At 64.9% G+C, this 16,388-nt stretch carries 12 protein-coding genes; 5 read left to right on the top strand and 7 right to left on the bottom strand.

The genetic code is table 11. The annotated features are described in order from the left end of the window. Positions 1 to 172: 172 nt before the first annotated feature. The 3 genes from ASD15_RS11255 (at position 173) to ASD15_RS11265 (ending at position 8,003) form a co-directional block, all read left to right on the top strand. Positions 173 to 3,532: a TIM-barrel domain-containing protein gene (locus ASD15_RS11255; RefSeq protein WP_057154950.1), complete on the top strand. Its 3,360-nt coding sequence runs from the start codon at positions 173 to 175 to the stop codon at positions 3,530 to 3,532. Positions 3,533 to 3,630: 98 nt separating this feature from the next. Further along, positions 3,631 to 6,600 carry a TonB-dependent siderophore receptor gene (locus ASD15_RS11260; RefSeq protein ID WP_200953957.1) on the top strand — a complete coding sequence of 990 codons (2,970 nt, stop codon included), beginning with the start codon at positions 3,631 to 3,633 and terminating at the stop codon, positions 6,598 to 6,600. Between the two features lie 38 nt (positions 6,601 to 6,638). Further along, entirely contained in the window at positions 6,639 to 8,003 is a 1,365-nt protein-coding gene (locus ASD15_RS11265; protein WP_200953958.1) for a Gfo/Idh/MocA family protein, read from the top strand. A 5-nt stretch (positions 8,004 to 8,008) separates the two neighbouring features. Here the strand turns inward: ASD15_RS11265 and ASD15_RS11270 are convergent, their stop codons facing one another. The 4 genes from ASD15_RS11270 to ASD15_RS11285 form a co-directional block, all read right to left on the bottom strand. Further along, entirely contained in the window at positions 8,009 to 8,287 is a 279-nt protein-coding gene (locus ASD15_RS11270; protein WP_057154952.1) for a hypothetical protein, read from the bottom strand. An 84-nt stretch (positions 8,288 to 8,371) separates the two neighbouring features. After that, positions 8,372 to 8,653, bottom strand: coding sequence for a hypothetical protein (locus ASD15_RS11275; RefSeq protein ID WP_057154953.1), 282 nt, complete (start codon positions 8,651 to 8,653; stop codon positions 8,372 to 8,374). A 17-nt stretch (positions 8,654 to 8,670) separates the two neighbouring features. After that, a complete protein-coding gene (locus ASD15_RS11280) occupies positions 8,671 to 9,039 on the bottom strand; it encodes a hypothetical protein (RefSeq protein ID WP_057154954.1) in 369 nt (122 codons plus the stop codon). Further along, positions 9,036 to 12,071, bottom strand: a complete 3,036-nt coding sequence (locus ASD15_RS11285; RefSeq protein ID WP_057154955.1) for a Calx-beta domain-containing protein — start codon at positions 12,069 to 12,071, stop codon at positions 9,036 to 9,038. The genes ASD15_RS11280 and ASD15_RS11285 overlap by 4 nt, the downstream gene beginning before the upstream one ends. A gap of 332 nt (positions 12,072 to 12,403) precedes the next feature. Here ASD15_RS11285 and ASD15_RS11290 point away from each other — a divergent pair, with 332 nt between their 5' ends. Then, positions 12,404 to 12,640 carry a hypothetical protein gene (locus ASD15_RS11290; RefSeq protein ID WP_157200901.1) on the top strand — a complete coding sequence of 79 codons (237 nt, stop codon included), beginning with the start codon at positions 12,404 to 12,406 and terminating at the stop codon, positions 12,638 to 12,640. Here ASD15_RS11290 and ASD15_RS11295 read toward each other — a convergent pair. Beyond that, a complete protein-coding gene (locus ASD15_RS11295; protein WP_057154957.1) occupies positions 12,637 to 13,797 on the bottom strand; it encodes a zinc-dependent alcohol dehydrogenase in 1,161 nt (386 codons plus the stop codon). The genes ASD15_RS11290 and ASD15_RS11295 overlap by 4 nt on opposite strands. Before the next feature lie 202 nt (positions 13,798 to 13,999). Between ASD15_RS11295 and ASD15_RS11300 the strand changes: the two genes are divergently transcribed. Continuing rightward, positions 14,000 to 14,224: a hypothetical protein gene (locus ASD15_RS11300; protein ID WP_157200902.1), complete on the top strand. Its 225-nt coding sequence runs from the start codon at positions 14,000 to 14,002 to the stop codon at positions 14,222 to 14,224. A gap of 96 nt (positions 14,225 to 14,320) precedes the next feature. Here ASD15_RS11300 and ASD15_RS11305 read toward each other — a convergent pair whose 3' ends face one another. Both ASD15_RS11305 and ASD15_RS11310 read right to left on the bottom strand, forming a co-directional pair. Further along, positions 14,321 to 15,454: a branched-chain amino acid ABC transporter substrate-binding protein gene (locus ASD15_RS11305; protein ID WP_057154959.1), complete on the bottom strand. Its 1,134-nt coding sequence runs from the start codon at positions 15,452 to 15,454 to the stop codon at positions 14,321 to 14,323. An 82-nt stretch (positions 15,455 to 15,536) separates the two neighbouring features. Continuing rightward, on the bottom strand, positions 15,537 to 16,286 hold the full coding sequence (locus ASD15_RS11310; protein WP_057154960.1) for an ABC transporter substrate-binding protein: 750 nt from the start codon (positions 16,284 to 16,286) through the stop codon (positions 15,537 to 15,539). Positions 16,287 to 16,388 lie beyond the last annotated feature (102 nt).

The raw sequence follows: 16,388 nt of genomic DNA on the forward strand, positions 1-16,388 counted from the left end.
CTGTTTTACTACGAAATCGAAAGTGTGTAGCGCAATAACACTGCAATACGAAAGAAAATGATGCGATTGTTTGGCGATTTCTGCCATTTTTTCGTGTTTTCGCTTTCTTTTTGTTGACCTTGTTTGTTTTTGTTCCTAGAGTGGTCGTATCAGACATATAAAAACTTTCGATATGAAACGTCTTTCGCCTGTTCTTCCTTTGATCTGCCTGGTGGCCTGCGCACCAGCGATGGCCGCGCCGGTCGGCAACCTGCGCAGCATTGCTGCTGGCGACGGCCAGCAGTGGAACCTGGTCACCGATACCGGTGCCGTAGTACAGCTTAGCCTGCCGCGCGCGGACGTGGTGCGCATCTGGGCCGGACCGAAAGGCACGGGGCTGACCGGCGCCGGCGACAAGGCCGCCGCCATCGTGGTGGCCGCCCCGGCTGCGCAGGTCAGGCACAGCGTGAGCGAGCAGCCCGGCCATATCCTGATCAGCACAGACGCGCTGTCCCTGCGCATCGACCGCAAGCCGCTGCGCTTCACCCTGTACCGCGCCGGCGACAGCGTGCCGCTGTGGAGCGAAGTGCAGCCGCTGGAGCTGGGCGCGAAACAGGCGGTGCAAACCCTGTCGACTGATAAGACCGAACGCTTTTTCGGCGGCGGCCAGCAGAACGGCCGCTACGAATTCAAGGGCAAGCAGTTGCAGGTGTCCTATTCGGGCGGCTGGGAAGAGGGCGACCGGCCCAGCCCTGCGCCTTTCCTCATGAGTTCACGCGGCTGGGGCGTGCTGCGCAACACCTGGTCGGACGGCAGCTACGATTTGCGCCAGAACGAGCAGATCTCGCTGGAGCACGCGGAAGGGCGCTTCGACGCCTATTACTTCGTGGGCAAGAACGTGCGTGACGTGCTGTCGCGCTATACCGAATGGACCGGCCGCGCGCGCATGCTGCCGCGCTGGGCGCTGGAATACGGCGACGCCGACTGCTACAACGACGGCGACAACGTGAAGAAGCCGGGCACCGTGCCGAAGGACTGGTCGGACGGCCCCACCGGCAAGACGCCGGACGTGGTGGAGTCGGTGGCGCGGCGCTACCGCGAGCACGACATGCCGGGCGGCTGGATCCTGCCGAACGACGGCTACGGCTGCGGCTACACCCATCTGCCGGAGACGGTGCAGGGGCTGGCCAAGTATGGCTTCCGCACCGGCTTGTGGACCGAAAACGGCGTGGAGAAAATGGCGTGGGAAGTCGGCACCGCCGGCAGCCGCGCGCAGAAGCTGGACGTGGCGTGGACCGGCAAGGGCTACCAGTTTTCGCTGGACGCCAACAAGTCGGCCTACGACGGCATCCTGAACCACTCCGACGGCCGCCCATTCATCTGGACCGTGATGGGCTGGGCCGGCACGCAGCGCTACGCGGTTACCTGGACCGGCGACCAGAGCGCAAGCTGGGACTACATCCGCTGGCATATCCCGACACTGATCGGCTCCGGCCTGTCCGGCCAGGCCTATGCCACCGGCGACGTGGACGCGATCTTCGGCGGCAGCCCGGAGACCTACACGCGCGACCTGCAGTGGAAGGCGTTTACGCCGGTGCTGATGGGGATGTCCGGCTGGGCGGCGGCGGAACGCAAGCATCCATGGTGGTTCGGCGAGCCGTACCGCAGCATCAACCGCCGCTACCTCAAGCTCAAGCTGCGCCTTACGCCGTATATGTACACGCTGATGCGCGAGGCCGAGCAAAGCGGCGCGCCGCTGGTGCGGGGGCTGATGTGGGACAACGCGACCGATCCGGCGGCCTACACCGAAGCTTACAAGTACCAGTATCTGCTGGGACGCGACCTGCTGGTGGCGCCGGTGTACCGCAGCCAGGCGGTGAGCGCGGGCTGGCGCAAAGCCATCCATCTGCCGCAAGGGCAGTGGTTCGACTACTGGGACGGCCGCCAGGCCACGGCCGGCGCGGGCGGGCGCGATATCGATCTGCAGGTAACGCTGGACAAGCTGCCGGTGTTCGTCCGCGCCGGCGCCATCCTGCCGATGTATCCCGAAGTGCTGTTCGACGGCGAGAAGCCGAAAGACCAGCTGACGCTGGACTTGTACCCGCAAGGCGAGTCGTCGTTCACGCTGTATGAGGACGACGGCAACAGCCGCAAATACCAGGAGGGCGCGTTCAGCGAGCAGGAAATCCGCATGCAGGCACCAGCCGGTGCGCCAGGCGGCGTGCGCGTCGAGGTTGGCGCCGTCAAGGGCAGCTACGCGGGGCAGGAAGCGCGCCGCAGCTATGCGCTGCGCATCCTGGCGCGGCAGAAGCCGGCCGGCGTGCAGATTGCCGCCGGCGCCGCATCCGCGCCGGCGCGGGCATTGGCTGCGCTGGCGGACCGCGCCGCGTTCGAGGCCGCTGCCGAGGGCTGGTACTTCGACGCTGCCGACCGCCTTGGCACGCTGCACGTCAAGACTGCCAAGCAGGACATCCGCCAGCCGCTGGTCTTCAGCGTGCAGGCAACAAGCGCCGCAGCGGATACGACCCTGCTGGCCCAGGCCGACGACGACTTCCCGGCTGCGCCAGCCACCGGCCGCGCGCTGACGGCGGACACCATGATGGTGCTCAACCGCCCTGCGGAAGAGAGCGGCCATCCAATGGAGAACGCGTTCGACGGCAAGCCCGAAACCTGGTTCCGCACGCCGCGCAGCCCGGCCATGCATGGCGGCCCGCACGAATGGGTGATCGGCTTCACCGAGCGCCGCCTGGTCGACGGCATCGAACTGGCGCCGCGCACCGGCGAGCACTGGAAGCACGGCCAGATCCGCGACTATGAAATCTACATTGGCGACAACAACGGCGACTGGGGCGCGCCCATCAAGCGCGGCCAGCTGAAACTTCAGCAGGGCGTGCAAGCTATCAGCTTCCCTCCCGCAGCCGGCCGTCTGTTGCGCTTCCGCGTGCTCAGCACCCAGAACCCCGAGGGCGATGCTGCGGCAAGCACCGATCCCATGGTGACCGCCGTGCAGCCGGGCGCTGCAGCGCCGGCGCGCGCCTTCAATGCCGCCGTGCCGAGCGAAGTGTCGCCCATCACGCTGTCCGAGTTCCGCGTGATGGAACACCAGCTGCCGGACGGCCCGGAACTGCAGCGCTACCTGTCCGACCTGGCGCTGCCGAAAAGCGTCGGCCGCGACAAGCCTGCAAGCAAGACGAACGACATGCGCATGAACGGCCTGTGGTTCCGCAAGGGCCTCGGCGTCGGCCCGTCCAGCCGCATCGACCTGCAACTGAACGGCAACTGGAAACTGCTGCGCGCCGACCTGGGCGTGGACGACAGCTGCCGCAGCGCTGGCGGCCTGCAGTTCCAGGTCTGGAGCGGCGAGCGCCTGCTGTACGACAGTGGCCTGGTCAATGCCCCGGCGGTGGTCAAGCCGGAGATCGATGTACGCGGCCTGGGCCAGATCAGCCTGCGCACCCTGGGCGCGCGCGGCAGCAAGCCGGCGCAGGTGTGCGGCAACTGGGCCAACGCCGTCTTGCTCGGCACCGAGGGCGCCACCGTCCAGCCGCGCTGACTGCAACCCATCTTTACCAAGAAACGAGCCCCTCTCCGGACCGGGGAGGGAGTCTTGCAGCCTCACGATAACAAACCACTTATAAAAGGGAGAGAACCATGCAATTGAAAAAAATGATGGCCGCGATGGTGGCGGTGGGACTGGCTTCTTCGGCGATTGCAGCCGACGAGGCGGAAGACAAGGCCGGCAAGGCCGAAAAAATTACACGGGTTGAAGTCACCGGCTCCAGCCTGAAACGCATCAACGCCGAAACCGCGTCGCCGGTGCAGGTGATCGACGCCAAGCAGATCGAAAACATGGGGGCGCGCACCTTGCTGCAGGTGCTGGACAACCTGCCGGCGGCGCGTCCCGCCCAGCAGGATTTCCGCTCCATGTTCACCGGCTCCGACGGCGGCTCGCAGGCCAATCTGCGCGGCCTCGGCGCGCAAGGCACGCTGGTGCTGCTGAACGGCCGCCGCCTGTCCTTCTACGGCGCGCCGGCCGGTTTCCAGACCATGTTCGTCAATATCGACGCCATCCCCGCCGCCGCCATCGAGCGCATGGAAGTGCTGACCGACGGCGCATCGGCAGTCTACGGCTCGGACGCGGTGGCCGGCGTGATCAACGTCATCACCAAGAAAAACTACCAGGGCCTGGAAGCGCGCGCCAATGCCGACTTCTCGCCGGACGTGAAGTCCTACGGCGAGCGCCAGGCCAGCCTGATCTACGGCCAGGGCGACCTGAACACCGACGGCTACAACGTCTACGGCTCGGTGAACGTCTACCAGCGCGACCGCATCTCGCTGGCCGACACCTACCTGAAGCGCCCCGACTACTTCTACGTCAACAATCCCACCTTCGTACCCAATTTCCGCATCGGCACCGGCAGCGAGCCTGGTGTGATGAACCCGGGCACCTTCTTCGTGTTCGACAAGGCCAACAACAACGCCCGTACCCAGCGCGCGGTCAACGGCTGCACCAACACGCTGACGGAAGCCTCCGGCACCCGCTGCATCTGGAACAACCTGCCTTACGCGCTGGACACCGGCCCCACCTCGGACCGCGCCACCGCCTTCGTCAGCGGCCGCGTGAAGCTGGGCGGCGACCTGGAAGGCTTTGCGGAGGCGGCCTACACCCACATCAAGCTGCGCGGCGAGAATGGCCCGCGCAGCTTCAACAGCGGCAGCACCAACAACTGGTTCGCGCGCAACACCGGCACCAAGCTCAACACCTTCGCCTACCCCTACCTGAGCCCAACCAACAGCTACCTGCAAGGCAAGCTGGGCGCCGACATGGCGGCCAAGATGGGCGGCGCCGCCGGCCTGAATTACCTGATGCAGGATGCGCCCGGCCACTTCGGCCAGAAAAACGAGGACGCCAACTACCGCGCCTTGGCCGGCCTGCGCGGCAGCATCGGCGGCGGCTGGGACTTCGAGACCGCGCTGAGCGTGGCCGGCAGCCACTCCACGCTGTACCAGACCATCAACGTCAACACCAAGGGCTTTGAAAAGGCCTTCGGCCCGTTCACCAAAGACCCGCTGACCGGCCGCACCTACATTTCCGATAACCCGGCCTACAAGTTCGGCCAGATTAACGAAGCCAACGCCGCGCTGCTGCGCGAAGCCTATCCAACCTTCGACATCCAGTCCTGGACCAAGCTGATCACCTGGGACGGTAAGGTGGAAGGCACGCTGTTCAAGCTGGGCGAACGCGAGGTGCGCGCCGCTTTCGGCGCCAGCCTGATGCGCGAGAGCTTCCTCACCCCAGGCAACGCGGATGCGGCCAATGGCCTCATCACGCAGCAGGGCGGCTCGTGGTTCGACGGCGCCCGCACCGTCGGCGCGGTGTTCGGCGAAGTCGTGGTGCCGGTCACCGACAAGCTGGAACTGAACGCCGCCGCACGCCTGGACAAGTACCCCAACTTCTCGGCCAACCTGGCGCCCAAGCTGGGCGTGCAATGGCGCGCGCGGCCCGAGCTGCTGCTGCGCGGTACCTACTCTGAAGGTTTCCGTGCGCCCAACCTGGCCGAATCCGGCACCGGCGGCGTGTTCGCGCAAGTGGGCGGCATCCGCGACACGGTGCGCTGCGACGAAACCAACGCCATCGCGCGCATGCTGATGAAATCCGTCACGCCGACCGATGTCGACCTGGGCAAGACCCTGCTGAACTCGAACTGCTCCACCACGGTGGGCGGCCTGACCCCACCCAACCCGGAGCTGCGCCCCGAAAAGGCGAAGATCTCGACCCTGGGCATGGTGCTGCAGCCGGCCAAGGACGTGAGCATTTCGGTGGACTACTGGTTCGTCTATCGCCGCAACGAGATCGTGCGCCAGGACTTCAACGAGCTGTTCACCCAGCTGGTGGAAAAGCACGGCCCGACCCTGGCAGGAACCGACCAGGCGATCCGCAGCGAGCTGACTGACGCCGACCGTGGCAACATGGCGGCCGTGGCGGCCATGTGCGCCAACCCCGCCAACGCGGCGTCCTGCTCTGGCGGCATCCCGCGCTACTCGGTGGGCAACCTGGGCGGCTTGATCAACTCCTATTCGAACCGCGGCCGCACGCTGATCGACGGCGTGGACATCGACGCGCGCACCCGCTTCTCGCTGGGCGACATGGGCAAACTGGGCACCGGCATCTCGGCCACCATCCGCAAGCGCGAAACGGTCAGCAGCGACAACGGCGAAGGCTTCAACGGCAACAGCGTGGGCTACTACGATTCGCCGCGCTTCCGTGCCACCGTGAACGCCGACTGGAGCTACCGCAACTTCGTCACCAGCGTGTTCGTCAACTACTCGGGCAAAACCAAGTGGGCCTACGGTCCATGGGACGAGGACAACGCACCGGGCAAGTGCACCGCCGCGTCGGTGGCGCTGCCTGAAACGCTGTGCGACGGCGCGCCGTCATACACCACGGTGAACCTGGCGCTGAGCTGGAAACCGGTGAAGAACCTGGACCTGGGCCTGAACATCAAGAATGTGCTGGACAAGAAACCCTACTACGACCCGAACGGCTGGGAAGGCTACAACCACAGCCAGAACCTGTTCGGCCGCCAGTTCGCCGTTTCGGCCAGCTACAAGTTCTGGTGACCCGCTACAATCAACGCATAACATTCGAGGCTGAACAGATGGATAAGAAACTGGACCGACGACATTTCCTCACCGCCGGCGCCGCGCTGGCGGGCAGCCTGCTGCTGCCGCGCGCGTTCGCGGCGGGCGGCGGTGAAAAGCAGCGCATCGCCATGATAGGCACCGGCATGCGCGGACAGGTGCTGCTCAAGGAACTGCTGCGCCGCGACGACGTGGATGTGGTGGCGCTGTGCGACATCGACCCGGTGATGCTGGGCCGCGCGTTGAAGCAGGTGGAAAAGGAAGGCAAGGCCAAGCCGGCCACCTTCGGCGAAGACCGCGACCCGCAAGCCTACCGCCGCCTGCTTGATGGCGGCAAGGCGGGCAAGCTCGATGGCGTCATCATCGCCACGCCTTGGGAATGGCATGCGGAGATGTCCATCGCCGCCATGCAGGCCAAAGTGGCGGTGGGCTGCGAAGTGGTGGCCGGCGTGACCCTGCAGGACCACTGGGATGTGCTGAACACCCAGCTCAAGACCGGTACGCCCTACATGCTGCTGGAGAACGTGTGCTACCGGCGCGACGTGATGGCGGTGCTGCAGATGGTGCGCGCCGGCCTGTTCGGCGAGCTGGTGCACCTGCAGGGCGGCTACCAGCACGACCTGCGCGCGGTGAAGTTCAACAATGGCGACCCGGCGAAGCCTTACGGCAGCGGTCTGGAATACGGCGCCAAGGGCTTCTCCGAAGCGCGCTGGCGCACCGAGCACTCGGTGCAGCGCAACGGCGAGCTGTATCCAAGCCACGGCATCGGTCCGTGCGCGATGTACACCAACATCAACCGGGGTAACCGCTTCACGCGCATCAACGCCTTCGCCAGCAAGGCGCGCGGGCTGCACGACTATATCGTCAAGCAACCGGGCGGCGCGCAGCACCCAAGCGCGAAGACGAAATTCAAACTGGGCGACATCGTGACCACCACGCTGGCCTGCGAGAACGGCGAGACGATCCTGCTGCAGCACGACACATCGCTGCCGCGCCCGTACTCGCTGGGCTTCCGGGTGCAGGGCACGGACGGGCTATGGATGGATATCAACCGCTCGATCCATATCGAAGGCAAGAGCAAGCCGCACCAGTGGGAGGACTTCCAGGCCTACCAGGAGAAGTACGACCATCCGCTGTGGCGCAAGTACGCGTCGCGCGCGGAAGGGGCGGGCCATGGCGGCATGGACTTCTTCGTGATCCACGATTTCGTCGAAGCGCTGAAGGCGAAGGCGCCGATGCCGATCGATATCTATGACGCGGTGGCGTGGAGCGCCATCACGCCGCTGTCCGAGATGTCCATCGCGCAGAACTTCCAGACGCTGGACTTCCCGGACTTCACCAACGGCCTGTGGAAAACCCGCAAGCCCATCTTTGCGCTGTAAGCGGCTCAGAACGCGTAGGCATAGCCGACGCCAAGGGCGCCGAAGCGTTCGCGCCGGTAGGTGACGGATGGTTCGGCGCCGCGGCTGGCACCGGGCAGGCTGAGGTAGGTGTACTGCAGGCTGACGCGGTGCTGCTGCGCGACGCGGTAGGCCAGTCCGGCGCGCAGCTGCCATCCCCACCCGCTTTCCTTGGCGGGGCCGAAGCAGCTGCAGCCGCCGGTAAAGCCCAGTTCCGGCAAGTCGACCTTGGCCCAGCCGGCGCGGGCGCCGATGAAGCTGCCCAAGCCGCCGCCCAGCGTGTCGGTGCGGTAGATGTTGGCGAACAGCAGATCATGATGGCCGCGGCCACTGGCCTGCTGTTCCAGTCCCTACAGGGCCAGGCGCGTGAAGCGCAGCTGGCCCCGTGCATATTCGGCTTCGTAGCGCAGGTGCCCGCGCTCGCGTCCCGCCACCAGGCCTGCATGGCTGCCGCGGCGCAGAGTGGCTTCTCCTTCGAATGCGGTGCCGGCGCCGAGGTCGACGCTGGGCCGCCAGCCGTCCGGATTGTTGCGCCCCGCGTGCGCACCGATGTAATAGCCGGGCGCCTCTGCGGCCGCCGCCTCGGCCATGATTCCCACTGCGAGCAGCGCCGCTGCAAAAGCATATGTCATCTGTATCCTCCGCGTTTTCAAGCAAAAGATGTACCGAATGCCGCGTTGAGGTCGGCCGCCGTGGCGCTGCCGGCATGCACGGTGCCGACAAGCTGCACCTGGGCCAGGTAGTCCTGCTCCACCGCGTCGATAAATCCAGCGTCGGACGTGGAGCCGTACTGTGCTGCCAACGATAGCACGAGGTGCTGAACCGCGGTGCTTGTTTTGTTGGCCAGCAGGTAGCCATCGGCGTCAAAGCTGAAGGCATTGTGCGCGGTGGTGCTGAACCTGGCGCCCAGGTCGCTGTAGCCTGCCGCCTGCAATTGCATGGCTTGTGCTTCTGCGGTGGTGGCATATTGCGTCAGTCCGCATGCGTTCTTATAAAGATGATAGTCGCTCTCGCTCACGCCAACGGCCGCAGCGAAAAGCCCGTTTCCGTGACTACCTTGCCGTAGCACGCGTAAGGCAGGCTCTCGCCATCGGCCGCGAATGCCCAGTCGCGCGTGAAGGGCTGGAAATAGGCTCCAACGTGGCGGCCGCCAAGGCTGGCATCGAGCCCGTCGAAGCGTACGCCTTCGAACACGTTGCCCGAACCCGCCGCCATGCGTGCGGCGTCGGCCGCATGGGCGCTGTAGTAGCGGTCGCCGGTGGACAGCAGCACGCTGTATACGGGCGCGCGCTGCGGGTCCATGCTGTAGGCCAGCATGCCGGGATCGACTATGGTGCCATTGGCAACGCCGTCCTCGTCGCCCCAGCCGCCGTCGGTCAGGGTGATGACGATACGGTCGGTACGCCCGTCGCGGTTGGTGTCAAGCAGTGTGGCGCCGTTGTCGTAGGTGTCAAGGCGGCCGTCGTCCAGGAAACTGTACCAGCGCTGATTTTGCTGGTCCCATTTCATGAAGTCGTTGGACAGCACGCCGCCTGACGCCAGGTCGATCACCACCCGAGTCTGCAGGCCTTCGCGCGACGCGTCCATGTCGGCCAGCGGCGCGGCGCCGCTTTCGGATGTGACGGAAAAGTTGAACATGGGGGAGGCCGGGGTCAGATTGTCCGGCAGGGCCGCAGGCGCTGCGCTCAGGCTCAGGTCAAGCAACTGGGCGCCTGTGCTCAGCTGAACGCCGCCGCCTGGCTGGCCGGCATGGACGTCGCCAGCCAGGATGGCCCCGAATGACGATGCCGCCGCATTCTTGCCCGCCAGGAAATCGGCCAGCGACGCAAGCGGCATTTGGGCCACGGTGTGCTGCTGCCAGTCTGCCACGCCATCATGATTGAAGTCGCCGCCGTTGGCAGCCATCTCGACCGACGGCGCGACACCGTCGATGTCGGTGACGATGGTGACGTTGACGATCGAGGAGGCCACCACCTTGCCGCTGCTGTCGAGGATCTCGCTGACGAATTGATAGACGCCGTCGTCCAGTTGCGCTGTACCCACGGTGATGCTGCCGGACTGCGCGTCCGCCGCCGTGATGACGCTGCTGCCGGCCACCTGGCCGTCCGGACGCACAAGCCGCACCGAGCCGCCTTCGCTCAGGTAGCTGCCTGCGGCGATGGAAAATTCGGGCCGCACAAGGCTGGTCACTCCGTCGCTGGCGTTGGCGCCGTTGTCTGACGCCTGCGTCAGCGTTGCCTTGATCGACGGTGGCTGCACGACTGGCGGCTGCACCACGGGCGGCTGAACCACGGGTGGCTGCACCACGGGTGGCTGCACCACGGGAGGCTGAACCACTGGCGGCTGAACCACGGGCGGCTGCACCACGGGAGGCTGAACCACGGGAGGCTGCACCACGGGAGGCTGCACGACCGGCGGCTCGGTGACCGGTGGTTCCACCGGCGGCTGCACGATGGGCGGCTGAACGATGGGCGGCTGTACGATGGGCGGTTGGACCACTGGCGGCAGCACAACCGGGGGAGCCGTGTCATTGTCCGTGATAGTGCCGGTAGCGCTCACGCCGCCCACGGTCAGCACCACGCTTTCGGCATTTTCGATCGCGCTGTCGTCAGTAGTAGCGATAAGCACGTCAAAGCTGCCCACATTGGCCGACACCACTATCGTGCCGGTCGCGGGATCGCCATTTTTCCAGGCGACGCCGTAACTGAAGGCGATGCTGCCCAGGTCGGCGCCCGTGGCGGAGCCGCCCAGCGCAAACGCGTACTCGGTTGGCGCGGGGCTGATGGTATTCAGCGCCACGGTGAACAGCAGGCTGCCGCCCTCCACGACGGTGCTGTCGACCGGATTGGCCCCGGTGGCGGCCGCGTCCTCGGCCCGCACGCTGGTTACGCTCTGGCTGTCATTGTCGGTAATGGTACCGGTGGCGCTCACACCGCCCACGGTCAGCACCACACTCTCAGCTTGTTCGATGACGCTGTCGTCGGCGGCGGCGATGGCCACGGTGCCGGTCGATGCATCCGCATTTTTCCAGTCGACGCCATCGCTGAAACTAACGGCGCCCAGGTCGGCGCCGCTGGCCGAGCCGCTCAGCGCCAGGCTGTATTCGGTGGGGGAGGGGCTGGAGACGTTCAGGGTAACCGTGTACAGCAGCGTGCCGGTCTCCCCGACCGAACTGTCCACCGGATTGGCGCCGGTGTGCGCCGCGTCTTCGGCCAGCACGCTGCTGATGATCGGCACGGCGGGCGCGACGTCGTTATCCGTGATGGTCAGCATGCCGGTATTATCGATAATGGCGGCGAAGGCGCTGTCGCTGAGGACCACGGTGAAATCCCTGGCGCCGTTCACGACGGCGTTGTCGGTGATGGGAATCTGTATGGTCCGGGTCAGTTGCCCCGGTGCGAAGCTGACCGTGCCGCTGGCCGCGCCGTAGTCCGTGCCGGCGCCGGCCGAACCGTCTTCCGTCGCGTACTTTACCGTTACCGTGTCGGCACTCGCCTTGCTGAGCGAAATAGTGACGCTGACCGTGCCTGCCGCCTCGTCGACCGTCGCGTCGCTGACGCTCAGCTGCGGCTGGTCGGCCAGGTAGGTGTTGAGCGCCGACATCAGCCCGTTGGTGGCGGCATTGCCGGTCACCGAACCGTTGTTGATCGCCAGCGTGGCGTTATTGAAGGTGAGGCCTATGAAGCTGCGCGCGTCGCCGTTTACTTCCGTGTAGGGATCGATCACGTAGCTGCCGCCGCCCGCGGTTGCCAGCGTGTGGGCGCTGCCGGTGGCGTAGAACACGATGGTGCTGACCGCGCCGCTCGGCGTGCGCCAGTTGATCACGCCGTCGATCGCATGCTGCACGCCGGCTGCGTCGGTGATCAGTATCGTGCCCGAGTAGTCATTGCCTTGGGAGCCGCCGAACTGCCCGTTATTGGTCACTTGCGAAAACTGGAAATTGGACCAGCCCTTGGCGGTCAGGTAGGCCGCATTGGATGCTTCGTTGTTGCGGCTTGCGTCGCCAACGAAACCGTTGGCGAACGAGACTGAGACAGTGGTATTGGCCATGACGAGACTCCTGAGAAAGTGGAGTCACGGCATTGATGTGACGGAAAATTAAGATAGGCATGCCGGCATTCCGGCGAGAGGTGGCAGTGTTGGGGCCGGAAAGCAGTCTACCGCACGCAGTTGCATCAGTGCAATCAATGCCTGCTGCCGGTGTGGCCCGCATGACACAGCACCGCGCTCAGCCGTCAGCGCGCCGTCGGCGGAACGCGTCGCCAGGCTTGCCATCGTTGGGCTAGCTTGCATCGTGGGAGATGGTAGCCAGCCACGCCTATCATGCGCCGGACTTGAGCTCGCTGCTCTAGACTGTGGCCATGAGCCGACGTGTTGATGGAATGACAGCTGAAAGGGTCTCTGTTGCCTTGTTGACGCGGGCCGCTTTTGGCGTCGGCACCGCGCTCAATTATGCCGAACTGTCCGGCATCCCCAAGCGCTTGATCTGCGAGGTATTGGCGCGCCCGCTGGGGCAGGTGCGCAGCTACACGGCCATGCTGGTGCCGGATGCGGACCGGCGCGCCGTGGCGCGCCCATACCCTGAGGAAACGCCGGCGCCCAACATCGGTCCCGCTTAAGGCCGCAGCACCACCTTGCGGCAGTTGTCCTCCTTCTTGTCAAACATGCGGTAGCCGTCTGCGGCCTGCTCCAGTTGCAGGCGGTGCGAAATGATCACTTCCGGGTGCAGCTTGCCTTCCTCGATGAAACGCAGCAATTCCGGCATGTGCTTCTGCACGTGGGTCTGGCCGGCGCGCACGCTGATGCCCTTTTCGAAGATGTCGCCGAACAGGAAGCCGTGGATGAAGCCGGAGTACAAGCCCGGTGCGCTGACGGTGCCGCCGCGCCGCACGGCCGCGATGCACTGGCGCAGCGCGCTGCCGCTGCTGCCCTCCAGCTTCAGGTTGGTGAGCGCGGTCTCCAATGCGCTGCCCTTGGCTTCGAAGCCTACCGCGTCGATCACCGCGTCCACGCCACGGAAGCTGGTGGCCTCGATGATGGCTTCGGCCGCATCCACCTGGTCGAAATTGAAGGGGATCACGCCGTAGGTGGCGCGCGCGAATTCCAGCCGGTAGGGGTGGTGGTCGACCATGAAAATGCGCTCGGCGCCCAGCATGCGCGCGCACGCCGCCGCCATCTGACCGACCGGCCCGGCGCCGAAAATGGCCACGCTGGAGCCGCGCGTCACGCCGGCGTTGAGCACCGCCTGGTAGCCGGTGGGCAGTATGTCGCTGAGAAATAGTACTTTTTCGTCCGCCAGCGTGTCCGGAATCTTGATGGGGCCGACGTTGGCCTTGGGCACGCGTACGTACTCCGCCTGGCCGCCGGGCACGCCGCCATACAGGTGGCTGAAGCCGAACAGTGCGGCGCCGGGCCGCAGATCTTTCTTGTTCATGATGGCGCCACGGTCGGGGTTGGTGGTTTCGCAGGCCGAGTACAGGTGCAAGTCGCAGAAAAAGCAGCTGCCACAGGCGATCACGAACGGCACGACCACGCGGTCGCCTTTGTGCAAATGGGCTACGCCGGGTCCGGCGTCCACCACCACGCCCATGAATTCGTGGCCCATGATATCGCCTTCCTTCATGCCGGGCACCTTGCCCCGGTACAGATGCAGGTCGGAGCCGCAGATGGCGGTGGCGGTGATTTTAAGGATGATGTCGTCCGGTTCCTGGATGATGGGGTCGGCAACCGTGTCGACCTGCACGTCGTGTGCGGAATGGTAAACGAGTGCGCGCATGAAAGCCTCCTTGGCAGGTTTAGGCATTCAGGGTAGTGCCGGCTGCGGCCTCCCGGCAGGGGTGTTCCGCTGAATACGAAGTAGGAACATTCCTACCTTTCACTTGCCCGCGCGCCTATGCGAACGCGACGGCGGCGGGTCTACCATGATTCCACCTTGCCGCATGGCTGGGCGAGGCATCCATAACATCAAGGAGATGAACATGGCTAGCAATCAAAACGATATCGATAAAGACCGCGACCTGAACCAGGGCAGCCGCCAGGGTGGTCAGCAGGGTGGCAAGCAAGATCAGCAAAACCAGCAGAGCGGCAGCCGCCCGGGACAGAGCCAGCAGAGCGGCCAAAAGGGTACGACGCAGGGCGGGCGCCTGGATGATCAGGAGATGAACCGGGAAACCGGTAGCGGCGGTGGCAGCAAAAGCCGCTAATCCATAGCGCTGTAGAAGAAAGGGCAACCATGGTGGCTGCCCTTTTTGTTTTTTAGTAGCTGCTTAGTAGCTGCTTAGTTGCTGCTTAGTTGCTGCTTAGTAGCTGGTGAGCGCCACCGGCTGGCCGTTCTTGAAGGTGAAGATCGTCACCGGCGATTCCTTCATGTCGCCCTTGGCGTCGAAGGCGTAGGTGCCGGCCACGCCCTTGTAGGCGCTGGACGAAATCACCGCGCCCACCTTGGCCGGATCAATCGAATTGGCCTTCTGCATCGCTTGCGCGTACATCATGGTGGCATCGTAGTAGGACGCGGCATACACGTCGGCATCGCGGTTGTAGCGCTTCTTGAACGCTGCCTTGAACTGTGGGCCGCTGGCGGCCTTGTCCAGGATGGCGCCGCCTTGCGAGCACAGCACGTTGTCGGCCACAGCGTCACCGCCCAGCTTGCCCATTTCAGCGGTGCAGATGGTGTCGCCGCCCAGCAGCTTGGCGTTGATGCCCAGCTGCTTCATCTGGCGCGCCATCGGGGCGCCCTGCGGCGCATAGCCGCCGAAGAAGATCGCTTCCACCTTCTTGGCTTTGAGCTTGGTCAGGATCGAGGTGAAATCGAAGGCCTTGTCGGTGGTGAACTCATGGCCGGCCACGGTCATGCCGGAAGCCTTGGCCTGCTTCTTGAATTCCTCGGCCACGCCCTGGCCGAAGGCGGTGCGGTCGTCGATCACGGCCACCGTTTTCATTTTCAGTTCCTGCGCGGCGTACATGGCCATTTTGGAGCCGAGCTGGGTGTCGCTGGCGTTCACGCGGTACAGGCCCTTGTAGCCCTGCTGCGTGATTTTCGGATTGGTGGCAACGGTGGCGAAGATCACGCCGGCGTCGTTGTAGGCACGCGAGGCGGGGATGGCCACACCGGAGTTGTACGGGCCGACCACGTATTTGATGCCGCTGTCGATGAACTTCTGCGCTACCTGCACGCCCGCTTTCGGGTCGCCCTGGTCATCCTCGGATTGCAGTTCGAATTTGAGCTTCTTGCCGGCCACGGTGATTGGCTTGGCGTTCAGTTCCTCCACCGCCAGGCGGGCGCCGTTTTCATTATCTTTGCCGGAAAAGGCTTGTGGGCCGGACAGCGGACCGCTGTGGCCGATTTTGACGATGGTGTCCTGCGCCGCTGCGCTGTTCATGGCGCTGATGGCGCCCAGCAGGGCCAGTACGCCCGTGGTCAGTTTCAAATTCATTGCGTCTCCTTGTGGTCGATATGCGGGTGCATTATCGCCAAGTGGAGGGGGCAGGGCAACTGAAAACTTGTGGGAGCGCTCACTAGCGCTGCGCGAGCTTGCGCTGGCGTGCAAGGGCGGCGTTGATGCGGTCTATCAGCCCGTCGTCATGGTTGCGGGAGACGGCGAAATGCATGCCGTTTTCCACTTGCAGTGGCTTGGGCAGCACGGCCAGGTGGACGCCGGGCGGCAGGGTCAGGTCTTTCAGGTGCGGGCGGATGAATTGGTCCAGCGACGTCTCGACGTCGGCCTGGCTTTCCGAGGAGGGCTGATACAGCAGCAGCGCGTCCACCCGCTTCAGCAGAAGGCGCTGCAGCCGAGTGGCGCGCGAGGCGATGTCGTCGTCCACCCTGAACAGCTTGTTGCGGCCGCGTTCGAATTCGTCGCCGTAGCTGTAGCCGCGCACCGCGCCTATGGTCTTGCCGCGCAGGTCGTCGATGGTGCGGAAGGGGAAGGTGGCGTCGCTGCGGGTGACGAGCCAGAGCGTGTTGCTGGAGGCGGGGTCGGAGAAACGCAAGTCGCGCAAGCGGTCGGCGTTTTTCGGCAGGCCGAAGATCAGGCCGGCGCCGTCGCGCGCGTGGCGCTCGGCACGCGGCCAGGGGTAGGCTTTGATGTCGAAACTGACATTCAGCTCTTGTTCCAGGTAGTCGAACAGCTTGCGGCGCGCGGCTTTTGGCGGCTGTTGTTTGCCGGTCAGGTCGAGCGTGTCGCCCAGCAGCAGCGTGACCGTCTGCGGCTGGGACGGCGACTGCATCTGCGGCGGCGCTGCCGGACGCGTGGCGGTCTGTGCCACTGCTTTTGCGGCTAGCACGGTGCAAGCAAGCAGGGAGCCTGTTAGCAGAAAGGTACGCTTGCTGAAGGTCGGCATGCGGGACTCGTGTATTTCATCGACCAC

This window comes from Massilia sp. Root351, assembly GCF_001425045.1.
GTDB lineage: Bacteria > Pseudomonadota > Gammaproteobacteria > Burkholderiales > Burkholderiaceae_D > Rugamonas.

Bases quoted from the DNA above. Each gene is read 5' to 3' on its own strand.
- ASD15_RS11255 (WP_057154950.1), top strand. From the start codon at position 173: ATGAAACGTCTTTCGCCTGTTCTTCCTTTGATCTGCCTGGTGGCCTGC.
- ASD15_RS11260 (WP_200953957.1), top strand. From the start codon at position 3,631: ATGCAATTGAAAAAAATGATGGCCGCGATGGTGGCGGTGGGACTGGCT.
- ASD15_RS11265 (WP_200953958.1), top strand. From the start codon at position 6,639: ATGGATAAGAAACTGGACCGACGACATTTCCTCACCGCCGGCGCCGCG.
- ASD15_RS11275 (WP_057154953.1), bottom strand. From the start codon at position 8,653: ATGACATATGCTTTTGCAGCGGCGCTGCTCGCAGTGGGAATCATGGCC.
- ASD15_RS11285 (WP_057154955.1), bottom strand. From the start codon at position 12,071: ATGGCCAATACCACTGTCTCAGTCTCGTTCGCCAACGGTTTCGTTGGC.
- ASD15_RS11290 (WP_157200901.1), top strand. From the start codon at position 12,404: ATGACAGCTGAAAGGGTCTCTGTTGCCTTGTTGACGCGGGCCGCTTTT.
- ASD15_RS11295 (WP_057154957.1), bottom strand. From the start codon at position 13,797: ATGCGCGCACTCGTTTACCATTCCGCACACGACGTGCAGGTCGACACG.
- ASD15_RS11300 (WP_157200902.1), top strand. From the start codon at position 14,000: ATGGCTAGCAATCAAAACGATATCGATAAAGACCGCGACCTGAACCAG.
- ASD15_RS11305 (WP_057154959.1), bottom strand. From the start codon at position 15,454: ATGAATTTGAAACTGACCACGGGCGTACTGGCCCTGCTGGGCGCCATC.